General features: G+C 72.8%; 22 protein-coding genes. 19 read left to right on the top strand and 3 right to left on the bottom strand.

Annotated features, from left to right (window positions below; all coding sequences use genetic code 11):
- The first annotated feature begins 7 nt into the window (after positions 1–7).
- The 3 genes from FRZ03_RS34905 to FRZ03_RS34895 all read left to right on the top strand — a co-directional run bounded on the left by FRZ03_RS34905 (position 8) and on the right by FRZ03_RS34895 (position 2,451).
- Positions 8–535 (top strand): NUDIX hydrolase family protein, encoded by a 528-nt coding sequence (locus FRZ03_RS34905; protein ID WP_070029604.1) that lies wholly within the window; start codon positions 8–10, stop codon positions 533–535.
- Between the two features lie 156 nt (positions 536–691).
- Complete coding sequence (locus FRZ03_RS34900) at positions 692–1,912, top strand: hypothetical protein (RefSeq protein ID WP_186785790.1); 1,221 nt, start codon at positions 692–694, stop codon at positions 1,910–1,912.
- Positions 1,909–2,451 (top strand): hypothetical protein, encoded by a 543-nt coding sequence (locus tag FRZ03_RS34895; protein WP_146469066.1) that lies wholly within the window; start codon positions 1,909–1,911, stop codon positions 2,449–2,451. The genes FRZ03_RS34900 and FRZ03_RS34895 overlap by 4 nt, the downstream gene beginning before the upstream one ends.
- Here the strand turns inward: FRZ03_RS34895 and FRZ03_RS34890 are convergent.
- Positions 2,409–4,523, bottom strand: a complete 2,115-nt coding sequence (locus FRZ03_RS34890; protein ID WP_146469065.1) for an ATP-binding protein — start codon at positions 4,521–4,523, stop codon at positions 2,409–2,411. The two genes, FRZ03_RS34895 and FRZ03_RS34890, sit on opposite strands and share 43 nt — an antisense overlap.
- Positions 4,524–4,706: 183 nt before the next feature.
- Between FRZ03_RS34890 and FRZ03_RS34885 the strand changes: the two genes are divergently transcribed.
- The 5 genes from FRZ03_RS34885 to FRZ03_RS34865 all read left to right on the top strand — a co-directional run bounded on the left by FRZ03_RS34885 (position 4,707) and on the right by FRZ03_RS34865 (position 10,056).
- Positions 4,707–5,144, top strand: coding sequence for a hypothetical protein (locus FRZ03_RS34885; protein ID WP_146469064.1), 438 nt, complete (start codon positions 4,707–4,709; stop codon positions 5,142–5,144).
- Between the two features lie 167 nt (positions 5,145–5,311).
- Positions 5,312–6,109 carry a COG4705 family protein gene (locus tag FRZ03_RS34880; RefSeq protein WP_146469063.1) on the top strand — a complete coding sequence of 266 codons (798 nt, stop codon included), beginning with the start codon at positions 5,312–5,314 and terminating at the stop codon, positions 6,107–6,109.
- Between the two features lie 68 nt (positions 6,110–6,177).
- A complete protein-coding gene (locus FRZ03_RS34875) occupies positions 6,178–7,332 on the top strand; it encodes a hypothetical protein (protein WP_398661901.1) in 1,155 nt (384 codons plus the stop codon).
- A gap of 113 nt (positions 7,333–7,445) precedes the next feature.
- On the top strand, positions 7,446–9,422 hold the full coding sequence (gene thrS, locus FRZ03_RS34870) for a threonine--tRNA ligase (RefSeq protein ID WP_146469062.1): 1,977 nt from the start codon (positions 7,446–7,448) through the stop codon (positions 9,420–9,422).
- Between the two features lie 73 nt (positions 9,423–9,495).
- Complete coding sequence (locus tag FRZ03_RS34865) at positions 9,496–10,056, top strand: HIT family protein (RefSeq protein WP_146469061.1); 561 nt, start codon at positions 9,496–9,498, stop codon at positions 10,054–10,056.
- A gap of 75 nt (positions 10,057–10,131) precedes the next feature.
- On the opposite strand, the gene FRZ03_RS34860 is transcribed toward FRZ03_RS34865, so the two are convergent.
- Both FRZ03_RS34860 and FRZ03_RS34855 read right to left on the bottom strand, forming a co-directional pair.
- Positions 10,132–11,778 (bottom strand): hypothetical protein, encoded by a 1,647-nt coding sequence (locus tag FRZ03_RS34860; protein ID WP_146469060.1) that lies wholly within the window; start codon positions 11,776–11,778, stop codon positions 10,132–10,134.
- Between the two features lie 338 nt (positions 11,779–12,116).
- Entirely contained in the window at positions 12,117–14,315 is a 2,199-nt protein-coding gene (locus tag FRZ03_RS34855; RefSeq protein WP_146469059.1) for an elongation factor G-like protein EF-G2, read from the bottom strand.
- Positions 14,316–14,531: 216 nt separating this feature from the next.
- On the opposite strand from FRZ03_RS34855, the gene pgsA reads away from it, so the two are divergent.
- The 11 genes from pgsA (at position 14,532) to yajC (ending at position 23,543) form a co-directional block, all read left to right on the top strand.
- The gene (pgsA, locus tag FRZ03_RS34850; RefSeq protein WP_146469058.1) at positions 14,532–15,251 is read left to right on the top strand and encodes a phosphatidylinositol phosphate synthase; all 720 of its coding nucleotides are present in this window, start codon (positions 14,532–14,534) and stop codon (positions 15,249–15,251) included.
- A complete protein-coding gene (locus tag FRZ03_RS34845; protein WP_146469057.1) occupies positions 15,248–16,156 on the top strand; it encodes a phosphatidylinositol mannoside acyltransferase in 909 nt (302 codons plus the stop codon). Before pgsA ends, FRZ03_RS34845 begins: the two co-directional genes overlap by 4 nt.
- Positions 16,153–17,316: a glycosyltransferase family 4 protein gene (locus FRZ03_RS34840; protein WP_146469056.1), complete on the top strand. Its 1,164-nt coding sequence runs from the start codon at positions 16,153–16,155 to the stop codon at positions 17,314–17,316. Before FRZ03_RS34845 ends, FRZ03_RS34840 begins: the two co-directional genes overlap by 4 nt.
- A 127-nt stretch (positions 17,317–17,443) precedes the next feature.
- The gene (locus FRZ03_RS34835) at positions 17,444–17,986 is read left to right on the top strand and encodes a LemA family protein (protein ID WP_146469055.1); all 543 of its coding nucleotides are present in this window, start codon (positions 17,444–17,446) and stop codon (positions 17,984–17,986) included.
- Between the two features lie 126 nt (positions 17,987–18,112).
- The gene (gene pdxS / locus FRZ03_RS34830; RefSeq protein ID WP_146469054.1) at positions 18,113–19,018 is read left to right on the top strand and encodes a pyridoxal 5'-phosphate synthase lyase subunit PdxS; all 906 of its coding nucleotides are present in this window, start codon (positions 18,113–18,115) and stop codon (positions 19,016–19,018) included.
- 43 nt (positions 19,019–19,061) lie between these two features.
- On the top strand, positions 19,062–19,667 hold the full coding sequence (pdxT, locus tag FRZ03_RS34825; protein ID WP_146469053.1) for a pyridoxal 5'-phosphate synthase glutaminase subunit PdxT: 606 nt from the start codon (positions 19,062–19,064) through the stop codon (positions 19,665–19,667).
- A gap of 48 nt (positions 19,668–19,715) precedes the next feature.
- Positions 19,716–20,468 (top strand): YebC/PmpR family DNA-binding transcriptional regulator, encoded by a 753-nt coding sequence (locus FRZ03_RS34820; RefSeq protein ID WP_070030082.1) that lies wholly within the window; start codon positions 19,716–19,718, stop codon positions 20,466–20,468.
- Positions 20,469–20,604: 136 nt separating this feature from the next.
- Complete coding sequence (ruvC, locus tag FRZ03_RS34815; protein ID WP_146469052.1) at positions 20,605–21,144, top strand: crossover junction endodeoxyribonuclease RuvC; 540 nt, start codon at positions 20,605–20,607, stop codon at positions 21,142–21,144.
- Positions 21,141–21,749 carry a Holliday junction branch migration protein RuvA gene (ruvA, locus tag FRZ03_RS34810; protein WP_146469051.1) on the top strand — a complete coding sequence of 203 codons (609 nt, stop codon included), beginning with the start codon at positions 21,141–21,143 and terminating at the stop codon, positions 21,747–21,749. Before ruvC ends, ruvA begins: the two co-directional genes overlap by 4 nt.
- Positions 21,750–21,775: 26 nt before the next feature.
- Positions 21,776–22,843: a Holliday junction branch migration DNA helicase RuvB gene (gene ruvB, locus FRZ03_RS34805; RefSeq protein ID WP_146469050.1), complete on the top strand. Its 1,068-nt coding sequence runs from the start codon at positions 21,776–21,778 to the stop codon at positions 22,841–22,843.
- 193 nt (positions 22,844–23,036) lie between these two features.
- Positions 23,037–23,543 carry a preprotein translocase subunit YajC gene (gene yajC, locus FRZ03_RS34800; RefSeq protein WP_146469049.1) on the top strand — a complete coding sequence of 169 codons (507 nt, stop codon included), beginning with the start codon at positions 23,037–23,039 and terminating at the stop codon, positions 23,541–23,543.
- The last annotated feature ends 85 nt before the right edge of the window (positions 23,544–23,628 follow it).

The raw sequence follows: 23,628 nt of genomic DNA, 5'->3' as shown, positions 1-23,628 counted from the left end.
GTCTGACATGACCGAGACCACACCCGGCTGGCTGACCACGGACGAGCTGGAGATGGCCAGGGCCCGGATGCCGATCCTGTACGTCGAGGCCGTGCCCGTACGGGTGGACGACAGCGGCGAAGTCACCAGCATCGGGCTGCTGTTGCGCATCGGCCCGGACGGTACGGTCAGCCGGACCCTGGTCTCCGGGCGGGTGCTGCACCACGAGCGGGTCCGCGACGCGCTGCTGCGCCACCTGGAGAAGGACCTCGGCCCGGTGGCCCTGCCCCGGGTGCCCGCCTCGCTCCAGCCGTTCACGGTCGCCGAGTACTTCCCGACGGCGGGCATCACCCCCTACCACGACCCGCGCCAGCACGCCGTGTCCCTCGCCTACGTGGTCCCGGTCACCGGTGACTGCCGTCCGCGTCAGGACGCCCTGGACCTGGTCTGGTTCAGCCCCCAGGAGGCGGCGTCGGCCGCCGTGCAGAACGAGATGCCGGGCGGTCACGGCGTGCTGCTGAAGCAGGCGCTGGCCCACGTGGGTCTGGCGTTCTGACGCCGCCGGTGCCGGGCCGCCCACCCGGTCCGGCACCCGCTCCCCCGTCCCCGCAAGGTTTCTGCAAGGCGTCGGCAAGCCTTCCGTCCGCCGGCCCGGGCAGAGCCCTGGGCAACGGCCCGCAGGGCACTCGCGAGAGACATCGGGGGGTACACCGTGTCGGCGTTGGGTTCACAAGCTGATCCGTCGGCCACCGGCCGGGAATGGCGCACACTGCTCGGGCGCAAGACGGTCCTGACCGTCGCGCACACCATCACCTATGCGAAACGACTGGTCGACATCCTGTCGCTGGTGGACGACGACTTCCGCGTCCAGGTGGCGTTCACCGCGCCGCCGCACGTCTTCGGCGACGAGGTGCCGCGGTTCCTGGACCGGCTCGGCTGCGCGGTGCTGCCGTGGGAGGAGGCCGTCCGGATGCCCTTCGACGTGGCCGTCGCGGCCGGCCCGAAGGGCGTGGAACGGCTCCGGGCACCCCTGATCACGCTGCCGCACGGGGCCGCCTACCTCAAGGTCGTCACGGCGCCCGCCGAGCCCGGGGTGGCCGGGCTGCGCCGGCAGGACGTCGCCCCCGGCGGCAGGCTGCCCGCCGCGATCGTGCTGCCGCACCACGCCGACCTCGCGGAACTGGCGCGCAACTGCCCCGAGGCGGTGCCGCTGGCCCGGGTGGTCGGGGACCCGGTGTACGACCGGATGTCCGTGAGCCTGCCGCTGCGCGCCCGCTACCGGCAGGCCCTCGGGCTGCGCGACGGCGAGAAGCTGGTGGTCGTCTCCTCCACCTGGGGTGCCCGTTCGTCGTTCGGGCGGTTCGAGGCGCTGCTGCCCCGGCTGCTGTCCGAACTGCCCGGCGACGAGTACCGCTGTGTCGTGCTGGCTCACCCGAACGTGTGGTCCGGGCACGGCGCCTGGCAGATCAGGACCTGGCTGAAGCGCTGCGCCCGGCTCGGCATCGGCCTGCTGCCGCCGGAGGAGGACTGGCGCAGTGTGCTGATCGCCGCCGACTGGATCATCGGCGACCACGGCTCGGTCACCCTGTACGGGACGCTCACCCCGGCCCCGATCCTGCTGGCGTCCTCACCGGCGGCGGACATCAACCCCGCCTCCCCGGCCGCCGCGCTGGCGCTGACGGCGCCCGCCCTGTCCCCGGTGCACCCGCTGGTGGACCAGCTCCAGTACGCGGCGGCCGAGTACCGGCGGGAGGAGTACGCGGCGATCAGCGCGCGCATCACCTCCGAACCGGGGCGGTTCCACCGCAACATGCGGCGCCTGCTGTACCGCACGCTCGGGCTCGGGCAGCCCGCCCATGTGCCGGTCACCGCCCCGCTGCCGGTGCCGCCGCCCGCCTCCCGGCCCGCGGCGGGACAGGGGGTGGCGGTGTGAGCGGCCTGGTCGTCGTACGGCTGCTGCCCGCGGGCGAGGAGCGGTGGCTCCCCGCCGCGGGGCCGGGGCCGGTCCTGCGGCTGCGCCTGGGGACGGCCGGTGCGGAGGTGGTCGCCGAGGCCGCCCGGGTGCGGCCCGGGGCGGCCTCGGCGCGGGGCGCGGCGGACGAGCACTGCGCCGTGGACGCCGGGACGGTCGCCGAACACCGCCGCCCGGCCTGCGCCGATGTGTTGTACACGGTGCGGCCGCGGCCCCGGGGCGCGGCGGTGCGCTGGCTGGCCGAGATGTCGGCGCGGTATCCGGGGTGCGCGCTGGCCGCGGCGCCCGTCACCGGTGGCGGCTGGCTGGCCCTCGCGGGCGGCGGGCGCGGCGGCGGGCCGACGCCGGTGGCCCGGGCGGTCGGGCCGGACCAGCCGCTGCTGGCGTCGTGTCTGCACGCGTGGCTGGTCCAGGGCCGCTCGCTCGCCGAGCTGGCGTACGTGCGGCCCGTACGGCCTCACTCCAGGCGGCGCGCGTCGGCGGGGCTGGTGAGCTCGTAGCGGGAGCGGGCCTGCGCGAGGTGTTCGCGGGCCTCGGCCTCGTCGCCGTGCTCCCGGGCGCTGTGCCCCAGCATCTCCAGGGTGCGGGCCTGCCAGTGCAGGGCGCCCGAGGCGCCGAACGCCGCCAGCGCCTCGCGCAACTCCCCCATGCCCAGGGAGTGTTCGCCGCCCTGGGCATGGGCCCGGCCGAGGAAGGCCAGGGCCCGGGTCGCGTCGTGCGGGTCGGCCACCTCGACGAGGATGCGCCGGGCCTGCGCGAAGAGCGGGACCGCCCGGTCGGGTTCCCGTCGGCTCAGGGCGATCTCGCCGAGCGAGATGTACGCCAGGGCCACGCCGCGGCGGTACCCGCACTCCTCCCAGGCGCGCACGGCGAGGCCGAGGTGGCGCAGTGCCTCCTCGGTGCGGCCCCCGGCGAGATGGCAGCCGCCGAGCCCGAGGTGTGCCTGGCCCTCGTCGCGGACGTCCCCGGCCTCACGGGCGGCGCGCAGGGACTGGGCGTACCAGTCGGCGGCCTCCTCGGTGCGGCCGGCGGCGGACAGGCCGATGGCGCCGGAGTTGAGCATCTGGCGTTCGGCCTCGGTGTGCCCGTCGGCGCGGGCCGCGGCCAGGCCGATGGTGTGCGCCTCGGCCCACAGTTCGTAGTAGCGCAGCCGGAGGAACAACGGCCACATGGCGTCCACCAGTTGCCAGGCGGTGGCGTGCCAGCCCCGGGCCGCGGCGGTGCGCAGCACGGCCATGAGGTGGTTGCGGTGGGCGTCGAGCCAGTCGAGGGCGTCCTTCTCCGCGGCGAACGGCGCGGGCGGCGGCCGGTGGGCGTAGGTCCGCGGGAGGGTGAACTGGGCCGGAGTGATGAGCTGTTCGGCGGCGGTGGCGGTGTGCAGGTACCAGTCGGCCACCCGCCGCAGCGCCGCGGCGCGGCCGTCCTCGCCGTCGTGGGTCTCGGCGCAGGCGCGGGCGTGCACCCGTACGAGGTCGTGGAAGCGGAAGGTGTCCGGGCCGATGTCCTCGACCAGGTTGGCCTCGACCAGTTCGTCGATGCGGCGTTGCGCCCACGGCTCGTCCTCGGCGCAGCCGACGGCCGCCGTGCGGATGTCGAAGGTGGGCAGGGGCAGTGTGCCCAGGGTGCGGTAGAGACGGGCGGCCGAGGGGTCCAGCACCGCGTACGACGCGTCGAGGGCTTTGCTCACCGTGATCTCTCCTTCCACTTCCAGTGCGGCCAGACGGTCGGCGTCCGGCGCGAGGGAGTCGGCGAGGGCGGCGACGGGCTGCCGGGGGCGCGAGGCGAGGCGCGCCGCCGCCAGGCACACCGCCAGGGGGACGCCGGCGCACAGCTCCACCACCTGTCGCACCGCGGAGCGCTCACCGGCCACCCGTTCCTCGCCGATGCCCCGCGTGAGCAGTTCGAGGCCGGCGTCCGGACCGAGCGCGTCCAGCCGGAAGAACGCGGCTCCGTCCAGGCGCAGTCCGGTGAGCCGCTGTCTGCTGGTGACGACCACGAGGGCGTCGGAGCCGCCGGGCAGCAACGGCCGGATCTGTGCCGCGGTGAAGGCGCTGTCCAGCATGACGGCGAGGCGCAGCCCGGCCGTGACCGACCGCCACAGCGAGGACTGCTCGGCCAGTCCCACGGGCGGGGAGGCGATGCCGAACGCCCGCAGGAACTGTCCGAGAACCTCGGCCGGATCGGCCGGTCCCTCGGCGGCGTGGCCGTACAGGTCGGCGTACAACTGGCCGTCGGGGAAGGCCGCTTCACGGGTGCGCAGCCAGCGGGAGACCAGGGCGGTCTTGCCGATGCCCGCGGGTCCGTTGACCACGATCAGCAAAGGTCCGGTGTCCGGGCTCTCTCCCTGGGCCAGCAGCTCGTCGAGCGCGGCGAATTCGTCGGTACGGTCGGTGAAGTGGTGCGGTACCGGCAGGAGTTGCCGGGGAACCGGCGGGGACTGCTCGGCGGCCATGTGCACATGGACGCCGCCGCTGACGTCGCGGGCCTGGACGGTGGGCCCGTAGAAGCGCGCCGAGCCCGAGATGCTGTTGCTGACCGCGCTGTCCCGGCCGCCGTCCCCTGTCGCTCCCATCCACTTCTCCCCCGTGCTTTGTCATATTCACCTGTCACCCAGCCTTACCCCTATCACGGCGCCGGGCATTCGACGCGCCGTCAACATGGCGGCCGATTCGGCCACTCCCAGGCGCTCTTGTGGGAGGCGGGCCCACCGCGCACAGTGAAGGGATCGGGCGACGGTACGGGGGAGGCGTTGCGCATGGATCCGGTGTCGGTGGGGCTGCTGACGGCGTTGGCGGGGGGACCCGGCGGGGAGCTGGGCCGGCAGGCGTGGGCGGGGCTCGGCGAACTCGTGCGGCGCCCGTTCCGGCGGACCGGCGGACCGGCCGCCGCCCCGGACCCCGTGGCGGCGGCCTCCGGGGAGGCGGAACTGGCCCGGCTGGCCGAGGACCCGCGCGATCCGGCGGCCGCCCGGGCGCTCGGCGCCGCGCTCGCCGCACGCGCCGACGCCGACGCCGAGTTCGGGGAGCTGCTGCGGCGGTGGAGCGAGTCCGCCCAGCGGATCAGCCTGCGGTCGGAGCACGTCCACAACTCCATCTCCGGGGGCACGTTCTCGGCGCCGGTGTTCCAGGGGCGCGACTTCTCCGGCATGACCTTCGGCGCACCGGCTCCGAAGCAGGACCCGGCCGACGGCTGAACCCACGATCTCTACCAGGCGCACACCTGGCTGACCAGGGGTTTCAGCGCGGCTTTCAGGTTGTGTTCAGGTTGGCGGGGCGCCGGGGCAACGGCTGCACCAGAAGCCCCAAAACAATGGCAAAGGGGGCTGGGGCCAGGGCACTCGCGCGTGCGAAGGTGCGGGGCATGAGCACAGAGCACGTCCTCGACCGGCGGCCCGCCGGGCACGCACGCGCGCGCATACGCGAGAGCGCGAGCAAAGTGCCGGAGGTCACCATCTACTTCTGGATCGTCAAGGTCCTCACCACCGGCATGGGCGAGACCGCCTCCGATCTCCTGGCACGGGTGCTGGGCCCGATCCCCGCGGTCGGCCTCGGCGGCCTCGCCTTCGTCGCCGCGCTCGTGCTCCAGTTCGCCGTCCGCCGGTACGTGGCCTGGATCTACTGGACGGCCATCGTCATGGTCAGCGTGTTCGGCACCATGGCCGCGGACGTGCTCCATGTGGGCCTCGGCGTGCCGTACACCCTGTCCACCCCGCTCTTCCTCGTCGCCCTGGCCGCCGTCTTCGCGCTCTGGTACGCGAGCGAGCGGACCCTGTCGATCCACACCGTGCGCACCCGCCGCCGCGAGTGCTTCTACTGGGCGGCCGTGCTCGCCACCTTCGCCCTGGGCACCGCGGCCGGCGACCTCACCGCGAGCATCGGCCTCGGGTACCTGGGTTCGGTGGTGCTGTTCGCGGTGGCCATCTGCGTACCGGCGGTCGCCCATCGCGGTGGTCTCCTCGGTGCGGTGGCGGCCTTCTGGACCGCCTACGTCATCACCCGCCCGCTGGGTGCCTCGCTCGCCGACTGGATGGCCCTGCCGACGGGCCGCGGCGGCCTCGGCTGGGGGCTGGGCCCGGTCACCCTGTCGTGGACCGTGGCGATCGTCGCCTTCGTGGCGTTCCTCGCGGTGTCCCGCCGGGACAGCCGCACCGCCCTCTGACCTCTTCCGGCGACGCCGGGCGGCAGGGCCCCGTGGGACGTGACCCCACGGGGCCCTGCCGCTGTGCGGTGCGGATCAGCGCGACGCGCCGGGGCGGAAGCGCCGGTTGGCCTGCGGGGGTGCGGCCGCGGCGCGGGGGGCGGGGGGAGGGCGGGGGGGCCGCCGGAGGCGAGGGCCGCTGGACCCCGCCGGGCCCGGGCGCCGCCACCAGCCTCCTGGTCCCCGAGAGCCGCGCCTTCCCCGACAGCGACGACCTGCTCGGCGAGGCCCTGGACGCCCTCGCCCGCAGCGACACCCCCGCCGCCCGCGACGTGCTGATCGCCCTCGCCCGGCCCAGTGACGAGATCCGCTGGTGGCGCGACGTCCCGGACGCACCGGCCGGTGCCGCGCCCTGGGGCCGCGACGAGCAACTGCGCGGCGCCGCACGGCAGATGCTGCTCGCCGCCGCGCTCGCCACCCGTGCCCGGGCCGGGTACCACGGCACCCGGCACCGCCGCTCGGCCGCGGAACTCCTCCAGGACGTCCTCGTCGGGCCCGCCGCCGAGGACCGCCCGCTGACCGCCTTCGTGCCCGTGCCCGCGGGCCGCCCCCTCGCCGTCCGCCTCCACCAGGCCCTGTACGCCGCCCGCGAGGCCATCGACTACCGGCGCGCCACCGGCGGCATGGACGCCTTCGACGGCGCCGTCGAGGCCGGCGTCAGCCGCGAGCTGACCGAGGCGCTCACCGCGCTGGTGCGCGGCACCGAGGGGGCCAGGGTCGCCGTCGCCTGGGCGCCCGCCGCCGGCGTCCCCGAGGGCTGCGCCCCCGCCGCCGAACCCGTCGAGTTCTCCCCGGGCGACCTGCCCGCACTGCGCGAGGCCGCCGCCCGCTATCTCGGCGCGGAGGCCTCCGTGCCGGTGCGGATCACCGGCACCGTCGTGCGCCTGCGCCGCTCGGGGCCCCGCGGCGAGGGCACCGTACGGCTGCGCGTCCTCGCCGGCGCCGAGGTGACGCATGTGCGGGTCACCCTCGACGAGGAGGACTACCGCATCGCCGGCCACGCCCATCTCGTCGGCCTCCCGGTGCGGGTGCACGGCCGGCTGGAGCGGCGCGGCGGCTTCCGCAGGCTCACCGCCGTCTCCGGCGTCGTCCCCGTCCAGGTGGACGAGGCCGAACGGGACCGGCTGCTGAAATCCCTCCAGGAGAACCTCGGCTTCTTCGAGGAGGCCCCCGGGGAGGCGTGAGCGGACGGGGACCGACGGTGACCGTTTCGCGGTCGGCGCCCTCGGGTCGGTACGATCGCCTGTGCGCGCGCTCCTGGTATGGCGCCGCACCCACCTTCAGGCAGGAGAGACCGGTGTCAGACGTCCGTGTGATCATCCAACGCGATTCCGAGCGGGAAGAACGCGTGGTGACGACGGGCACTACGGCCGCCGACCTCTTCGCGGGCGAGCGCTCGATCATCGCCGCGCGCGTGGGCGGCGAGCTGAAGGACCTCGCATACGAACTGGCCGACGGCGACGAGGTCGAGGGCGTGGAGATCACGTCCGAGGACGGCCTCAACATCCTGCGCCACTCCACCGCGCACGTCATGGCGCAGGCCGTGCAGGAGCTGTTCCCGGAGGCCAAGCTGGGCATCGGCCCGCCGGTCAAGGACGGCTTCTACTACGACTTCGACGTCGAGAAGCCGTTCACGCCCGAGGATCTCAAGGCCATCGAGAAGAAGATGCAGGAGATCCAGAAGCGCGGGCAGAAGTTCGCCCGCCGCGTGGTCACCGACGAGGCCGCCCGCGAGGAGCTGGCCGACGAGCCGTACAAGCTGGAGCTGATCGGCCTCAAGGGCTCCGCGTCGCACGACGACGGCGCGGACGTCGAGGTCGGCGCCGGTGAGCTGACGATCTACGACAACCTGGACGCCAAGACCGGCGAGCTGTGCTGGAAGGACCTCTGCCGGGGTCCCCACCTGCCCTCCACCCGGCTCATCCCGGCGTTCAAGCTGATGCGCAACGCGGCCGCCTACTGGCGCGGCAGCGAGAAGAACCCGATGCTCCAGCGGATCTACGGCACCGCCTGGCCGTCCAAGGACGAGCTGAAGGCGTACCTGGAGTTCCTCGCCGAGGCCGAGAAGCGCGACCACCGCAAGCTCGGCGCCGAGCTTGACCTCTTCTCCATCCCCGAGCAGATCGGCTCCGGCCTCGCCGTCTTCCACCCCAAGGGCGGCATCATCCGCCGGGTCATGGAGGACTACTCGCGCCGCCGCCACGAGGAGGAGGGCTACGAGTTCGTCTACACCCCGCACGCGACGAAGGGGAAGCTCTTCGAGACCTCGGGCCACCTGGACTGGTACGCCGACGGCATGTACCCGCCCATGCAGCTCGACGAGGGCGTGGACTACTACCTCAAGCCCATGAACTGCCCGATGCACAACCTGATCTTCGACGCGCGCGGCCGCTCCTACCGCGAACTGCCGTTGCGCCTGTTCGAGTTCGGGACCGTGTACCGGTACGAGAAGTCGGGCGTCGTGCACGGCCTGACCCGCGCCCGCGGCTTCACGCAGGACGACGCGCACATCTACTGCACCCGTGAGCAGATGTCCGAGGAGCTGGACCGGACGCTCACCTTCGTCCTGGGGCTGCTGCGGGACTACGGTCTGACCGACTTCTACCTGGAGCTGTCCACCAAGGACCCGGAGAAGTTCGTCGGCTCGGACGAGGCCTGGGAGGAGGCGACCGAGACCCTGCGCCAGGTCGCCGAGAAGCAGGGGCTGCCCCTCGTCCCGGACCCGGGCGGCGCGGCCTTCTACGGCCCGAAGATCTCGGTGCAGGCCAAGGACGCCATCGGCCGCACCTGGCAGATGTCGACCATCCAGCTCGACTTCAACCTGCCCGAGCGGTTCAACCTGGAGTTCACCGGTCCTGACGGCTCCAAGCAGCGCCCGGTCATGATCCACCGCGCGCTGTTCGGTTCCATCGAGCGCTTCTTCGCGGTCCTGCTGGAGCACTACGCGGGCGCCTTCCCGGCGTGGCTGGCGCCGGTGCAGGCGCTCGGCATCCCGATCGGCGACGCCCACGTCGAGTACCTGGAGAAGTTCGCCGCGGCGGCCCGCAAGCAGGGGCTGCGCGTCGAGGTGGACGCCTCCTCGGACCGCATGCAGAAGAAGATCAGGAACGCGCAGAAGCAGAAGGTGCCGTTCATGGTCATCGCGGGCGACGAGGACATGGCCAACGGCTCGGTGTCCTTCCGCTACCGCGACGGCTCCCAGGAGAACGGCATCCCGGTCGACGAGGCCATCGCCAAGATCGCCAAGGTCGTGGCGGAGCGCGCCCAGATCTGATCCCGGACGGGACGGGGCCCCCGGCGGACTTCGGTCGCCGGGGGCCCTGGCCTGTACCGGGGCCGCACGCCATATGCTGCCTAGCATGACGAGTGAGCCGGAGCAGCAGATCGGGGTCGGGACGCAGGACGCGTTCCAGCGTCTGTGGACGCCCCATCGGATGGCGTACATCCAGGGTGAGAACAAGCCGAGCGGCCCGGGGGCCGACGACGGCTGTCCCTTCTGCTCGATACCGGCGAAGTCCGACGAGGACGGGCTCGTCGTCCGCCGGGGCGAGCACGTCTACGCGGTCCTCAACCTCTACCCGTACAACGGCGGCCACCTGATGACCGTGCCCTACCGGCACGTGGCCGACTACACGGAGCTGACCGGACCGGAGACCGCCGAGCTGGCCGAGCTGACCAAGCAGGCGATGACCGCGCTGCGCACCGCCTCCGGGGCGCACGGCTTCAACATCGGCATGAACCAGGGCACGGTCGCGGGCGCCGGCATCGCCGCCCACCTGCACCAGCACATCGTGCCCCGCTGGGGCGGCGACACCAACTTCATGCCGGTGGTCGGGCACACCAAGGTGCTGCCGCAGCTGCTGGCCGACACCCGCGCGATGCTGGCGCGGGCGTGGCCGTCGGCGTAGCGCGGGCCGGACGCCGATACGCCGAGGGCGCCCCCTTGCCGAAGGGGGCGCCCTCGCCGGGTCCGGGGGTGCGCGTCACGCGTCGTACAGGTCCGCCTTCTTCGGCGACGGGTCCTGGATCGCGCCGCTGAGCGCCGACGACCGGCTGCCGAACTTGTCCGTGTCCACGCCGTGCTCCGCGAGGACCTTGATCGCGGCCGAGTGCACCACCCGCAGCACCGGGGTGGCCGCGCGCAGCGCGTCGTCGGCCATGAAGCGGTGCCGCCACGGCTGGTCGGCCCACGCGTGCCGCAGTCCGAACGGCTCCGGCAGGCCCAGCGAGCCGCCGAGCCAGTTGAGCAGCGGCGGGTACCAGGTCAGCGGGGCGCGCACGGCGAGCCGTACGACCTCGTCGGTGGTCATCAGGGGCAGGTTCACCTTGCGGGTCTCCCAGGGCTTGAAGGTCTTGGTGACCTCCTTGGTGGGCGCCTCCGGCTTGCTCCAGAACAGCCCGTTGACCGGGCCGAGCGCATGCCCGGTGACCTCGATGCGCAGCGTCTCGTGCAGCACGGTCACCGTGATCATCATGGTGATCACCAGCTGGCCGTCCCACAGCGTCCACTGCACGCCCAGGTAGTGCCGGTCGCCCTTGCCGAACTGCTGCTTGTTGCAGATCTCCTGTATGGCGTGCGGCTTGACCTGGAAGGCCTCCACATCGGTGCCCTCCGGCCGGGACACCGCCCCGGCCTTCTCGGCGATCGGGGTGACGATCCAGTGCTTGACCGACGGCTTGGGGAAGCCCCCGGTGTTCAGCGGACCGCGCTCCAGCAGGGTCAGCTGGTCGTGGATCGCGCGGATCACGTCCCAGCTGCGGAAGGGGTGGATCTCACGGGCGGGGTCGGCGGGCACCAGGTCCTCGGCGAGCTGCCAGGAGCCCCAGCGGGTGCCCATGCCGAGTATGCCCTTGGGACCGGCGTAGAAGACCGAGTTGGACTGCTGCTCGGCGGTGAGCCGGGCCAGGGACTCGCGCAGCGCGTCGGCCGCGGTCTGGTTCGGGCCGCGCGGCACGGCCTCGGGGACCTTGATGCCGACGCTGCTGCCCGACAGCAGGCCGTCCCAGCGGGCCCGCAGGTCCTTGGCGGTGCGCTCGCAGATCACCTTGGCCACGTACCAGCCGATCACCGGCAGCACCACGGCCGCCCGCGCGTACCACGCCCAGAAGCCGCTGAACGGCGTCCTGATCAGGAACAGCACGGCGAGCACGGCCACGCCGAGCAGCAGCACGGTGGCCAGGGTGCCGGCCCGCTTGTCGTCCCGCTTGGCGACGAACGCCCGCAGCTGGAAGACGAGCAGCCAGGCGATCAGGCCCGGCAGGAAGAGCAGGCCGCACAGCACCGTCACCGCGGTCAGCCGGTTGTCGCGCTCGCGGCGGATGTTGTTGGCCGCCAGGCAGTGCTCCACCACGAACTGGGGCTCGGACCCGAAGGACTGGATGAGCGGCTTACGGCCCGGGCCGAGCATGCGGTCCACGACGGCCCGCGAGAACGCCTCGCCGAGATTGGGCCGGAACAGCCGCATCCTGCCGGGCTTGACGGTGGACTGATGCCACTCGTTGTCCGCTTCCTTGATCTTGTCGACCTGGTCGTCCCGGTAGGCCGCGGAGGCCAGGGCGGCCGTCGCCGCCTGCTGGCCGTCGCCCGAGACGGGCACCTGGGGCCCGTCCCACTCCGTTCCAAACGACATTCCCGCCCCCATCGCCGCCGGTGTCGCTCTGCGGCCTTCCCGACTTCCCTGCCCCGCACACCTGTTGGGCCCGTACACATGCCGAAAACCGGTCGGCCCGCGCACGAGGTGCCCAGGTGGCCAGGGTATCCGTCACCACCGACACACGAGGGGCGGACGACCGAAGCCGCCCGCCCGGAGCGGGGAACCAGGGCCTCTCGTTCGGATCATGCCGGGCTCGCGGGCCCTGGCATCGCGCCTCGCCGCGTTGTCGTCGGTTGCCATGGCGCCCTCCTCCGCCTTGCGATGCACGGCACCAGAGCCCGCTCCCTGATCCGGCCTGATCCAAACGGAAGACCCTAGCCCTCGTCCCCGCCCTGTTCGCGAATCCGTTCGGCGATCTGCGGCGGCATCGGCTCGTGCCGCGCGTACGCCCGGTCGAAGCGGGCCGTGCCGTGCGACAGCGAGCGCAGGTCGACGGCGCACCGGCCGATCTCGAACTCGGGCACCTCGGCGCGGATCAGGGTGCGCCCGGAACCCACCTGTTCGGTGCCGAGGAGCCGGCCGCGCCGGCCCGACAGATCGCTCATCACGGCGCCCACGTAGTCGTCGCCCACCAGCACGCTCACCTCGGCGACCGGCTCCAGCAGATGGATCTTCGCGTCGGCGGCGGCCTCGCGCAGGGCGAGCGCGCCCGCGGTCTGGAAGGCGGCGTCGGAGGAGTCCACCGAGTGCGCCTTGCCGTCGAGCAGCGTGACCCGTACGTCCACGAGCGGATGTCCGGCGGCGACGCCCTTGGCGGCCTGGGCCCGCACGCCCTTCTCCACGGACGGGATGAACTGGCGCGGCACCGCGCCGCCGACCACCTTGTCCACGAACTCGATGCCCGAGCCGCCCGGCAGCGGCTCCACCTCGATCTCGCAGATGGCGTACTGGCCGTGCCCACCGGACTGCTTGACGTGCCGGCCGCGCCCGGTCGCCCTGGTCGCGAACGTCTCCCGCAGCGAGACCTTGTGCGGGACGACGTCGACCTGGACGCCGTAGCGGCTGCGCAGCCGTTCCAGCGCGACGTCCGCGTGCGCCTCGCCCAGGCACCACAGCACCACCTGGTGGGTGTCCTGGTTCTGCTCCAGGCGCATCGTGGGGTCCTCGGCGACCAGCCGGGACAGGCCCTGTGACAGCTTGTCCTCGTCGGCCTTGCTGTGCGCCCGGATGGCGACCGGGAGCAGCGGATCGGGCATCTGCCAGGGCTCCATCAGGAGCGGGTCGTCCTTCGCGGAGAGCGTGTCGCCGGTCTCGGCGCGGGTGAGCTTGGCCACGCACACCAGGTCGCCGGCGACCGCGTGGGTGACCGGCCGCTGCTGTTTGCCGAAGGCCATGGACAGGGCGCCGATCTTCTCGTCCACGTCGTGGTCCTCGTGGCCCCGGTCGGTCAGACCGTGCCCGGAGACGTGCACCGTCCGGTCGGGACGCAGCGTGCCGGAGAACACGCGGACCAGCGAGATCCGGCCGACGTACGGATCGGAGGCGGTCCGGACGACCTCGGCGACCAGCGGTCCCTCGGTGTCGCAGGGCGCGAGCGTGCGCGGGGTGCCGTCGACGCTGGTCACGCCGGGCACCGGGTGCTCGAAGGGGGTGGGGAAGCCGCCGGTGATCAGGTCCAGCAGTTCCACCGTGCCCAGGCCCTGGCGGGCGCCCTCCGCGGCGGGGGCGGCGGCCAGCACCGGGAAGAAGCTGCCGCGCGCCACGGCCCGTTCCAGGTCCTGGATCAGGGTCTTGACCTCGACCTGCTCGCCGCCGAGGTAGCGGTCCATCAGGGTCTCGTCCTCGCTCTCGGCGATGATCCCCTCGATGAGCCGGTTGCGGGCCTCGTCCAGGTCCGGCAGCTGGTCCGCGCCGGGTTCGGACTCCTTGCGCTCGCCGGTCGAGTAGTCGAACAGCCTGCGGGTGAGCAGCCCCACCAGTCCGGTCACGGGGGCGTGCCCGTCGGGGCCCTCGGGGCCGCGCAGCGGCAGGTACAGCGGCAGCACCGCGTCGGGGTCGTCCCCGCCGAAGGCCTGCGCGCAGATCCGGGTCATCTCCTCGAAGTCGGCGCGGGCCGCCTCCAGGTGCGTGACCACGATGGCGCGGGGCATGCCGACGGCCGCGCACTCCTCCCACACCATGCGGGTCGAGCCGTCCACCCCGTCCGAGGCCGAGACGACGAAGAGGGCCGCGTCCGCGGCGCGCAGACCGGCCCGCAGCTCCCCGACGAAGTCCGCGTAGCCGGGGGTGTCGAGAAGGTTGATCTTGATGCCGTCCCACTCGACCGGCACCAGGGACAGCTGCACCGAGCGCTGCTGCCGGTGCTCTATCTCGTCGTAGTCGGAGACGGTGCCGCCGTCCTCCACGCGGCCCGCCCGGTTCACCGCCCCCGCGGTCAGCGCGAGGGCCTCCACGAGCGTGGTCTTGCCCGATCCGGAGTGGCCGACCAGCACCACATTCCGTACGGACGCGGGTTGGTCGGCCGCCAGAGCCCTGCCGGCGGCCCCGGGGTGTGTCTGAGTCTTGTCGCCCATGATCCTGCCTCCCGTACACGGTGAGGTCATCGGGGCGCGGACACGCGAACCGCGTGCTGTGGCGGCTTCGGCGACGCCCGCGGTTATTCGAGCTTTCCACTCCCGTCACCTCGCGTCCATACGGCGGGCCCGATCCCGCCGGGGGCGGGCGCGCGCACCGCTTGTGCGCACGGGCTGCGGGTGCCCGCCCGCCACGCGTACGCGCGCGTGGCTACGATGGGCCAGCCGGCGGCCATCACGGGCCGCGGCGCGACACCGACCGTCGGGAAGGCCATGCTGAACAAGTACGCGCGTGCATTCTTCACGCGTGTCCTCACACCGTTCGCCGCGTTTCTCATCCGGCGGGGGGTGAGCCCCGACACGGTCACGCTGATCGGCACGGCGGGTGTGGTGGCGGGCGCGCTGGTCTTCTACCCCCGGGGCGAGTTCTTCTGGGGCACGGTCGTGATCACCCTGTTCGTCTTCTCCGACCTGGTCGACGGCAACATGGCCCGGCAGCTGGGCCGCTCCAGCCGCTGGGGGGCCTTCCTGGACTCCACCCTGGACCGGGTCGCCGACGGCGCGATCTTCGGCGGCTTCGCGCTCTGGTACGCGGGCCACGGGAACAACGATGTGCTGTGCGCGGTGTCGATCTTCTGCCTGGCCAGCGGCCAGGTGGTGTCGTACACCAAGGCGCGCGGCGAGTCGATCGGCCTCCCGGTCGCCGTCAACGGTCTGGTCGAGCGGGCCGAGCGCCTGGTGATCTCCCTGGTGGCGGCCGGTTTCGCGGGCCTGCACACGTTCGGTGTGCCGGGCATCCAGTGGCTGCTGCCGATCGCTCTGTGGGTCGTCGCCGCGGGCAGCCTGGTCACCCTGGTCCAGCGTGTCGTCACCGTGCGCCGCGAGTCCGCCGAGGCGGAGGCGGCGGCCCGGCAGGACAGCGGGGCGGCCCAGTGAACACCGCGGACCGGCTGACCGACGCGCTGTACGGCGCGGGCTGGAGCACGGTCAAGAAGCTTCCGGAGCCGGCCGCGGCCCGCCTCGGGCGGACCGTCGCCGACATCGCCTGGAAACGGCGCGGCAAGGGCGTACTGCGCCTGGAGTCGAACTACGCGCGGGTGGTGCCCGGCGCCGGTCCCGAGCGGCTGGCCGAGCTGTCCCGCGCGGGCATGCGCTCCTACCTGCGCTACTGGATGGAGTCCTTCCGGCTGCCCGCGTGGAGCGCCGAGCGGATCCGGACGGGCTTCGACCCCAAGGACGTCCACCACCTGACCGAGGGCCTCGACGCCGGCAAGGGCGTGATCCTCGCCCTGCCGCACCTGGCCAACTGGGACCTGGCCGGCGCCTGGGTCACCACGGCGCTGCGCACCCCGTTCACCACGGTCGCCGAGCGCCTCAAGCCCGAGACGCTCTACGACCGCTTCGTCGCCTACCGCGAGGGCCTCGGCATGGAGGTGCTGCCGCACAGCGGCGGCTCCGCCTTCGGCACCCTGGCCCGGCGGCTGCGCGACGGCGGCCTGGTCTGCCTGGTCGCCGACCGCGACCTGTCCGCCTCCGGCGTGGAGGTCGACTTCTTCGGCGAGCGGGCCCGGATGCCCGCGGGCCCCGCGCTGCTCGCCCAGCACACCGGCGCCCTGCTGCTGCCGGTGACCCTCTGGTACGACGACTCGCCCGTCATGCGCGGGCAGGTGCATCCGGCGATCGAGGTACCGGAGTCGGGCACCCGGGCCGAGAAGACGTCCGTCATGACACAGGCCCTGGCCGACGCCTTCGCCACCGGGATCGCCGAGCACCCGGAGGACTGGCACATGCTCCAACGGCTGTGGCTCGCCGACCTCGACCCCGCGAAGGGACCCTCGTGAGAATCGGGATCGTCTGCCCGTACTCCTGGGACGTGCCCGGCGGCGTCCAGTTCCACATCCGCGACCTCGCCGAGTACTTCCTCCGCGTCGGCCACGAGGTCTCCGTGCTCGCCCCGGCCGACGACGACACCCCGCTGCCGCCGTACGTCGTCTCCGCCGGGCGCGCGGTCCCGGTCCCGTACAACGGCTCGGTGGCCCGGCTGAACTTCGGCTTCCTGTCGGCCGCGCGGGTGCGGCGCTGGCTGCACGACGGCGCCTTCGACGTGGTCCACATCCACGAGCCGACCTCGCCCTCGCTGGGCCTGCTCACCTGCTGGGCCGCGCAGGGCCCGATCGTGGCCACGTTCCACACCTCCAACCCGCGCTCCCGGGCGATGATCGCCGCCTACTCGATCCTCCAGGCCGCGCTGGAGAAGATCAGCGCCCGGATCGCGGTGAGCGAGTACGCCCGCCGCACCCTGGTCGAGCACCTGGGCGGGGACGCGGTGGTCATCCCCAACGGGGTCGACGTCGACTTCTTCGCCGAGGCCGAGCCCAAGCCGGAGTGGCAGGGGGAGACCATCGGCTTCATCGGCCGCATCGACGAGCCGCGCAAGGGCCTGCCCGTCCTGATGAAGGCCCTGCCGAAGATCCTGGCCGCCCGGCCCGGCGCGCGCCTCCTGGTCGCGGGCCGGGGTGACGAGGAGGCCGCCGTCGAGAGCCTGCCGCGGCAGTTGCGCTCCCGTGTGGAGTTCCTGGGCATGGTCAGCGACGAGGACAAGGCCCGGCTGCTGCGCAGCGTCGACCTGTACCTCGCGCCCAACACCGGCGGCGAGAGCTTCGGGATCATCCTGGTCGAGGCCATGTCCGCGGGCGCCCCCGTGCTCGCCTCGGACCTCGACGCCTTCGTCCAGGTCCTCGACCAGGGCCGGGCCGGCGAGGTGTTCGCCAACGAGGACGCGGACGCGCTCGCCGACGCCGCCGTCCGGCTGCTGGCCGACCCGGAACGCCGGGCCGCGCTGCGCGAGCGCGGCAGCGCGCACGTCCGCCGCTTCGACTGGTCCACCGTCGGCGCGGACATCCTGTCCGTCTACGAGACGGTCACCGACGGCACGACCGCGGTCGCCGCGGACGAACGCACCACGGGTCTGCGGGCCCGCTTCGGACTGGCCCGCGACTGAGACGGGGGCGGCCCTCCACGGCCGGCCGGTGTGCGCCTGCGGGCGCCGCCCCGGTGCGGCGGCGTTCGCCGGCGAGGAGGCCGCGACGGCCTCCGGGGCCCCGCGCCGGGACCGATAGCCTTCCGGCGTGACCGCAACCCTCATCTGGATCCTCGTCGCCCTGCTCGCGATCGGCGTCTACCTGAGCTGGACCGCCGGCCGGCTGGACCGGCTGCACGTACGGATGGACGCCGCCCGGGCCGCGCTCGACGCCCAGTTGCTGCGCCGGGCCTCGGTGGCCCAGGAACTCGCCACCTCGGGCGTGCTGGACCCGGCCGCCTCGATCGTGCTGTACGAGGCCGCGCACGCCGCCCGGCAGGCCGAGGAGGAGCAGCGGGAGGTCGCCGAGAGCGAGCTGAGCCAGGCCCTGCGCGCGGTGTTCGGGGAGCCGGCCCAGGTGGAGGCGCTGCGCGAGGCCCCCGGCGGCGAGGACGCGGCCCGTGAACTGGCCGAGAGCGTGCGCCGGGTGCCGATGGCCCGCCGCTTCCACAATGACGCGGTCGGCGCCGCCCGCCGGCTGCGCGAGCACCGCAAGGTCCGCTGGTTCCGGCTGGCCGGTCACGCGCCCTTCCCGCTGGCCTTCGAAATGGACGACGAACCCCCCGCGGCCCTGGTGGAAAGGGTCGCCTGACGGCCGTACGCCTGTCATTCACAGCGAAAAGGAGCCACCGCCTTTCCATTGGCCCTTGCTGTGGCCTGGTTCCCTCGCGTTTCCTCGGGTCAGCAGAAACCCTCTTTCACTTCAGCGAGGTCATCCGTGTCCACCACCGAGAACCAGGCTCCCGAGACCGGCACCGCCCGTGTGAAGCGCGGCATGGCCGAGCAGCTCAAGGGGGGCGTCATCATGGACGTCGTCACCCCGGAGCAGGCGAAGATCGCCGAGGACGCGGGCGCCGTGGCCGTCATGGCCCTGGAGCGGGTCCCGGCCGACATCCGCAAGGACGGCGGCGTGGCGCGCATGTCCGACCCGGACATGATCGAGGGCATCATCGACGCCGTCTCGATCCCGGTCATGGCCAAGTCCCGCATCGGCCACTTCGTCGAGGCCCAGGTCCTGCAGTCCCTCGGCGTGGACTACATCGACGAGTCCGAGGTGCTGACCCCGGCCGACGAGGTCAACCACTCCGACAAGTGGGCCTTCACCACCCCGTTCGTCTGCGGCGCCACCAACCTGGGCGAGGCCCTGCGCCGCATCGCCGAGGGCGCCGCGATGATCCGCTCCAAGGGCGAGGCCGGCACCGGCAACGTCGTCGAGGCCGTGCGCCACCTGCGCCAGATCAAGGGCGAGATCGCCAAGCTGCGCGGCTGCGACAACAACGAGCTGTACGCCGCCGCCAAGGAGCTGCGCGCCCCCTACGAGCTGGTCAAGGAGGTCGCCGAGCTGGGCAAGCTCCCCGTGGTGCTGTTCTCCGCCGGCGGCGTGGCCACCCCGGCCGACGCGGCCCTGATGCGCCAGCTCGGTGCCGAGGGCGTGTTCGTCGGCTCCGGCATCTTCAAGTCCGGCGACCCCGCCAAGCGCGCCGCCGCCATCGTCAAGGCGACCACCTTCTACGACGACCCGAAGATCATCGCGGACGCGTCCCGCAACCTCGGCGAGGCCATGGTCGGCATCAACTGCGACACCCTCCCCGAGGCCGAGCGCTACGCGAATCGCGGCTGGTGAGCCGGGCCCTCAGGCACAGGCACAGGCACAGGTACGACACCCCATGAACACTCCTGTCATCGGCGTCCTGGCCCTCCAGGGCGACGTACGGGAGCACCTCATCGCCCTGGCCGCGGCGGACGCCGTGGCCAGGCCGGTGCGGCGCCCCGAGGAACTCGCCGAGGTCGACGGTCTCGTCCTGCCCGGCGGTGAATCCACCACCATCTCCAAGCTGGCAGTCCTCTTCGGCGTGATGGAGCCGCTGCGCGCCCGGGTGCGCGACGGCATGCCCGTCTACGGCACCTGCGCCGGCATGATCATGCTGGCCGACAAGATCCTCGACCCGCGCTCGGGCCAGGAGACCGTCGGCGGCATCGACATGATCGTGCGCCGCAACGCCTTCGGGCGGCAGAACGAGTCCTTCGAGGCCGCGGTCGCCGTGCAGGGCGTCGCGGGCGATCCTGTGGAGGGCGTCTTCATCCGCGCCCCCTGGGTGGAGTCCGTGGGCGCGGACGCCGAGGTGCTCGCCGAGCACGACGGCCACATCGTCGCCGTCCGCCAGGGCAACGCGCTCGCCACGTCGTTCCACCCGGAACTGACCGGTGACCACCGGGTGCACGCCCTGTTCGTGGACATGGTGCGCGCCGACGCCGCCCCCGAGTCCTTGTAGGATCTCTGGCGTTCGTTCATAGATGGGTTACGCGAAGGAGACAGGCAGATGTCCGGCCACTCTAAATGGGCTACGACGAAGCACAAGAAGGCCGTGATCGACGCCAAGCGCGGCAAGCTCTTCGCGAAGCTGATCAAGAACATCGAGGTCGCGGCGCGGATGGGCGGCGTCGACCTCGACGGCAACCCGACGCTCTACGACGCCGTCCAGAAGGCCAAGAAGCAGTCGGTCCCGAACAAGAACATCGACTCCGCGATCAAGCGCGGCGGCGGTCTCGAGGCCGGCGGCGCCGACTACGAGACGATCATGTACGAGGGCTACGGCCCCAACGGTGTCGCGGTGCTCATCGAGTGCCTCACCGACAACCGCAACCGCGCCGCCTCCGACGTGCGTGTCGCCATGACCCGCAACGGCGGCTCCATGGCCGACCCCGGTTCGGTGTCGTACCTGTTCAACCGCAAGGGCGTCGTCATCGTCCCCAAGGGCGAGCTGACCGAGGACGACGTGCTCGGTGCCGTCCTGGACGCCGGTGCCGAGGAGGTCAACGACCTCGGCGAGTCCTTCGAGGTGCTCAGCGAGGCCACCGACCTGGTCGCGGTCCGCACCGCCCTCCAGGAGGCCGGCATCGACTACGACTCCGCGGAGGCCAACTTCGTCCCGACCATGCAGGTCGAGCTGGACGAGGAGGGCGCCAAGAAGATCTTCAAGCTGATCGACGCGCTGGAGGACAGCGACGACGTGCAGAACGTCTTCGCCAACTTCGACGTGAGCGACGAGATCATGGAGAAGGTCGACGCGTAGCGCGCACGACTGTCCGACCGGGCCGACGGGACACCCCGTCGGCCCGTCGCGTTGCCGGGCGTCGGTGCGCGGCGTTGTCAGTGCCACCCGATAGCCTGCACAAACAGGTGATCGAGCGGTCGGAGGGAGGCGCCCCGTGCGGGTGCTGGGGGTGGACCCGGGACTGACCCGGTGCGGGGTCGGCGTGGTCGAGGGGGTCGCGGGCCGCCCGCTGACGATGGTCGGCGTCGGCGTCGTGCGCACTCCGGCGGACGCCGAGCTGAGCCACCGGCTGCTCGCCGTCGAGCAGGGCATCGAGCGGTGGCTGGACGAACACCGGCCCGAGTTCGTCGCCGTGGAGCGCGTCTTCAGCCAGCACAACGTGCGCACCGTGATGGGCACCGCCCAGGCCAGCGCCGTCGCCATGCTGTGCGCCGCCCGCCGCGGCATCCCCGTCGCGCTGCACACCCCCAGCGAGGTCAAGGCCGCCGTCACCGGATCGGGGCGCGCCGACAAGGCACAGGTCGGCGCCATGGTCACCCGGCTGCTGCGGCTCGCCGCGCCCCCGAAGCCCGCCGACGCCGCCGACGCCCTCGCCCTCGCCATCTGCCACATCTGGCGGGCCCCCGCCCAGAACCGGCTCCGGCAGGCCGTCGCCCTGCACACCTCCCACCCGACGAAAGGCCGTACGGCATGATCGCCTTCCTCAGCGGCACGGTCGCCGCGCTCGCCCCCGACTCCGCGGTGGTGGAGGTCGGCGGCGTCGGCATGGCCGTCCAGTGCACCCCCGACACCCTGGCCACGCTCCGCGTCGGCCAGGGCGCCAAGCTGTACACCTCCCTGGTCGTGCGCGAGGACTCGCTGACCCTGTACGGCTTCGCCGAGGACGACGCCCGCCAGGTCTTCGAACTGCTCCAGACCGCCAGCGGCGTCGGCCCCCGCCTCGCCCAGGCCATGCTCGCCGTGCACACCCCGGACGCGCTGCGCCGCGCCGTCGCCACCGGCGACGAGAAGGCCCTCACCGCGGTCCCCGGCATCGGCAAGAAGGGCGCCCAGAAGCTGCTTTTGGAGCTCAAGGACCGCCTCGGCGCGCCCGTCGGCGCCGCCCCCGCGGTCGGCGCCCCCGTCACCCAGGGCTGGCGCGACCAGCTGCACGCGGCCCTCATCGGCCTCGGCTACGCCACCCGCGAGGCCGACGAGGCCGTGGCCGCCGTCACGCCCCAGGCCGAGGCGGCGGGCGGCACCCCGCAGGTCGGACAGCTGCTGAAGGCCGCCCTGCAGACCCTGAACCGCGCCCGCTGACCCCCACCCCCTTTGAGGCACACCACATGAACTGGGACGACACGGCCGACACCCCCGCCGAGCGGCTGGTGGACTCCGCCGCCGACCGCGAGGACCAGGCCGTCGAGGCCGCCCTGCGCCCCAAGGACCTCGGCGAGTTCATCGGCCAGGAGAAGGTCCGCGAACAGCTCGACCTGGTGCTGCGGGCGGCCCGCGCGCGCGGCGCCACCGCCGACCACGTGCTGCTCTCCGGCGCCCCCGGCCTCGGCAAGACCACCCTGTCGATGATCATCGCGGCCGAGATGGGCGCCCCCATCCGCATCACCTCCGGCCCCGCCATCCAGCACGCCGGCGACCTCGCCGCGATCCTCTCCTCCCTCCAGGAGGGCGAGGTGCTCTTCCTGGACGAGATCCACCGCATGTCCCGGCCCGCCGAGGAGATGCTGTACATGGCCATGGAGGACTTCCGCGTCGACGTCATCGTCGGCAAGGGCCCCGGCGCCACCGCCATCCCCCTGGAACTGCCCCCGTTCACCCTGGTCGGCGCCACCACCCGGGCCGGACTGCTGCCGCCCCCGCTGCGCGACCGCTTCGGCTTCACCGCGCACATGGAGTTCTACGAGCCACGCGAACTGGAGCGGGTCGTGCACCGCTCGGCGCAGCTGCTGGACGTCGGCATAGAGCCGGACGGCGCCGCCGAGATCGCCGGCCGCTCCCGCGGCACGCCCCGCATCGCCAACCGCCTGCTGCGCCGCGTCCGCGACTACGCGCAGGTCAAGGCGGACGGCGTGATCACCCGGGAGATCGCCGCGGCCGCCCTCGCCGTCTACGAGGTCGACGGGCGTGGCCTGGACCGGCTGGACCGCGCCGTCCTGGAGGCCCTGCTGAAGCTGTTCGGCGGCGGCCCGGTGGGCCTGTCCACTCTCGCCGTCGCGGTGGGGGAGGAGCGTGAGACCGTGGAAGAGGTGGCCGAACCGTTCCTGGTCCGCGAGGGCCTGCTGGCCCGCACCCCGCGCGGCCGGGTCGCCACGCCCGCCGCCTGGGCGCACCTCGGTCTCACCCCGCCCCGGTCGGCCACGCCGGGAAACGGACAAGGAGACCTGTTCGGGGCGTGACGCCTCCGGCAGCGGGCTCCCGGCGGGCCGGGCATTGGCACGGGCAGGAACCCAGGTGCCATGCTGAGCGTTGTTCCATGTGCGCGGACTCGCTTAGACTCCGCCGATGCCGCCTGTACAGGTGGCGCCGACCACACCCCCATCCCGATAAAAGGCCGCTCTCCGTCGCGGTCGCGCGAAGGAAATCCGTCCCGTGAATCCGTATACCCTTCTCCCGTTCATCGTGCTCATCGCGGCCATGTTCCTGATGACGCGCTCTGCCAAGAAGAAGCAGCAGCAGGCCGCGCAGATGCGCAACGAATTGCAGCCCGGCTCCGGTGTCCGCACGATCGGGGGAATGTACGCGACGGTCAAGGAGATCAACGAGGACACCGTCCTCCTGGACGCCGGCCCCGGCGTCGACCTCCTCTTCGCGAAGAACGCGATCGGCGCCGTCCTCAGCGACGACGAGTACAACCGCATCGTGCACGGCATCGAGCACGACCTGAAGTCCGACGCCGACATCGTCCCGGACGACGCCTCCTCCCTCACCGAGACCGACGAGACCGACGGACCTGCCGCCGCTGCCGCCGCCTCCGACGACAAGATCGACCTCGGTAAGAAGGACGCCGACGAAGACGCCGCCGACGCGTCCGAGGCCGCCGAGGCCCGGACGGAGGACCAGCCGAAGAAGACCGACGGCGACTCCGACGTGAAGTAGTCATGCCCCGGTGGTGCGCGAGGCGGCATAATCACGCCCCGCGCACCACCGGGCGCGTCTGTTTCCCGTACGGGGAGCCCGACAC

Source organism: Streptomyces misionensis, assembly GCF_007896895.1.
Classification (GTDB): Bacteria; Actinomycetota; Actinomycetes; order Streptomycetales; family Streptomycetaceae; genus Streptomyces; species Streptomyces misionensis_A.
The sequence above is the reverse complement of the archived record's forward strand: the minus strand, read 5'-3'. Positions and strand labels throughout refer to the sequence as shown.

What these genes read in the sequence shown, in the direction of transcription:
- FRZ03_RS34860 (WP_146469060.1), bottom strand. Translation starts at nt 11,778, where the DNA reads ATGTCGTTTGGAACGGAGTGGGACGGGCCCCAGGTGCCCGTCTCGGGC.
- pdxT (WP_146469053.1), top strand. Translation starts at nt 19,062, where the DNA reads ATGAACACTCCTGTCATCGGCGTCCTGGCCCTCCAGGGCGACGTACGG.
- FRZ03_RS34820 (WP_070030082.1), top strand. Translation starts at nt 19,716, where the DNA reads ATGTCCGGCCACTCTAAATGGGCTACGACGAAGCACAAGAAGGCCGTG.
- FRZ03_RS34885 (WP_146469064.1), top strand. Translation starts at nt 4,707, where the DNA reads ATGGATCCGGTGTCGGTGGGGCTGCTGACGGCGTTGGCGGGGGGACCC.
- FRZ03_RS34880 (WP_146469063.1), top strand. Translation starts at nt 5,312, where the DNA reads ATGAGCACAGAGCACGTCCTCGACCGGCGGCCCGCCGGGCACGCACGC.
- FRZ03_RS34865 (WP_146469061.1), top strand. Translation starts at nt 9,496, where the DNA reads ATGCTGCCTAGCATGACGAGTGAGCCGGAGCAGCAGATCGGGGTCGGG.
- FRZ03_RS34905 (WP_070029604.1), top strand. Translation starts at nt 8, where the DNA reads ATGACCGAGACCACACCCGGCTGGCTGACCACGGACGAGCTGGAGATG.
- FRZ03_RS34855 (WP_146469059.1), bottom strand. Translation starts at nt 14,315, where the DNA reads ATGGGCGACAAGACTCAGACACACCCCGGGGCCGCCGGCAGGGCTCTG.
- FRZ03_RS34890 (WP_146469065.1), bottom strand. Translation starts at nt 4,523, where the DNA reads ATGGGAGCGACAGGGGACGGCGGCCGGGACAGCGCGGTCAGCAACAGC.
- ruvA (WP_146469051.1), top strand. Translation starts at nt 21,141, where the DNA reads ATGATCGCCTTCCTCAGCGGCACGGTCGCCGCGCTCGCCCCCGACTCC.
- pgsA (WP_146469058.1), top strand. Translation starts at nt 14,532, where the DNA reads ATGGGCCAGCCGGCGGCCATCACGGGCCGCGGCGCGACACCGACCGTC.
- ruvB (WP_146469050.1), top strand. Translation starts at nt 21,776, where the DNA reads ATGAACTGGGACGACACGGCCGACACCCCCGCCGAGCGGCTGGTGGAC.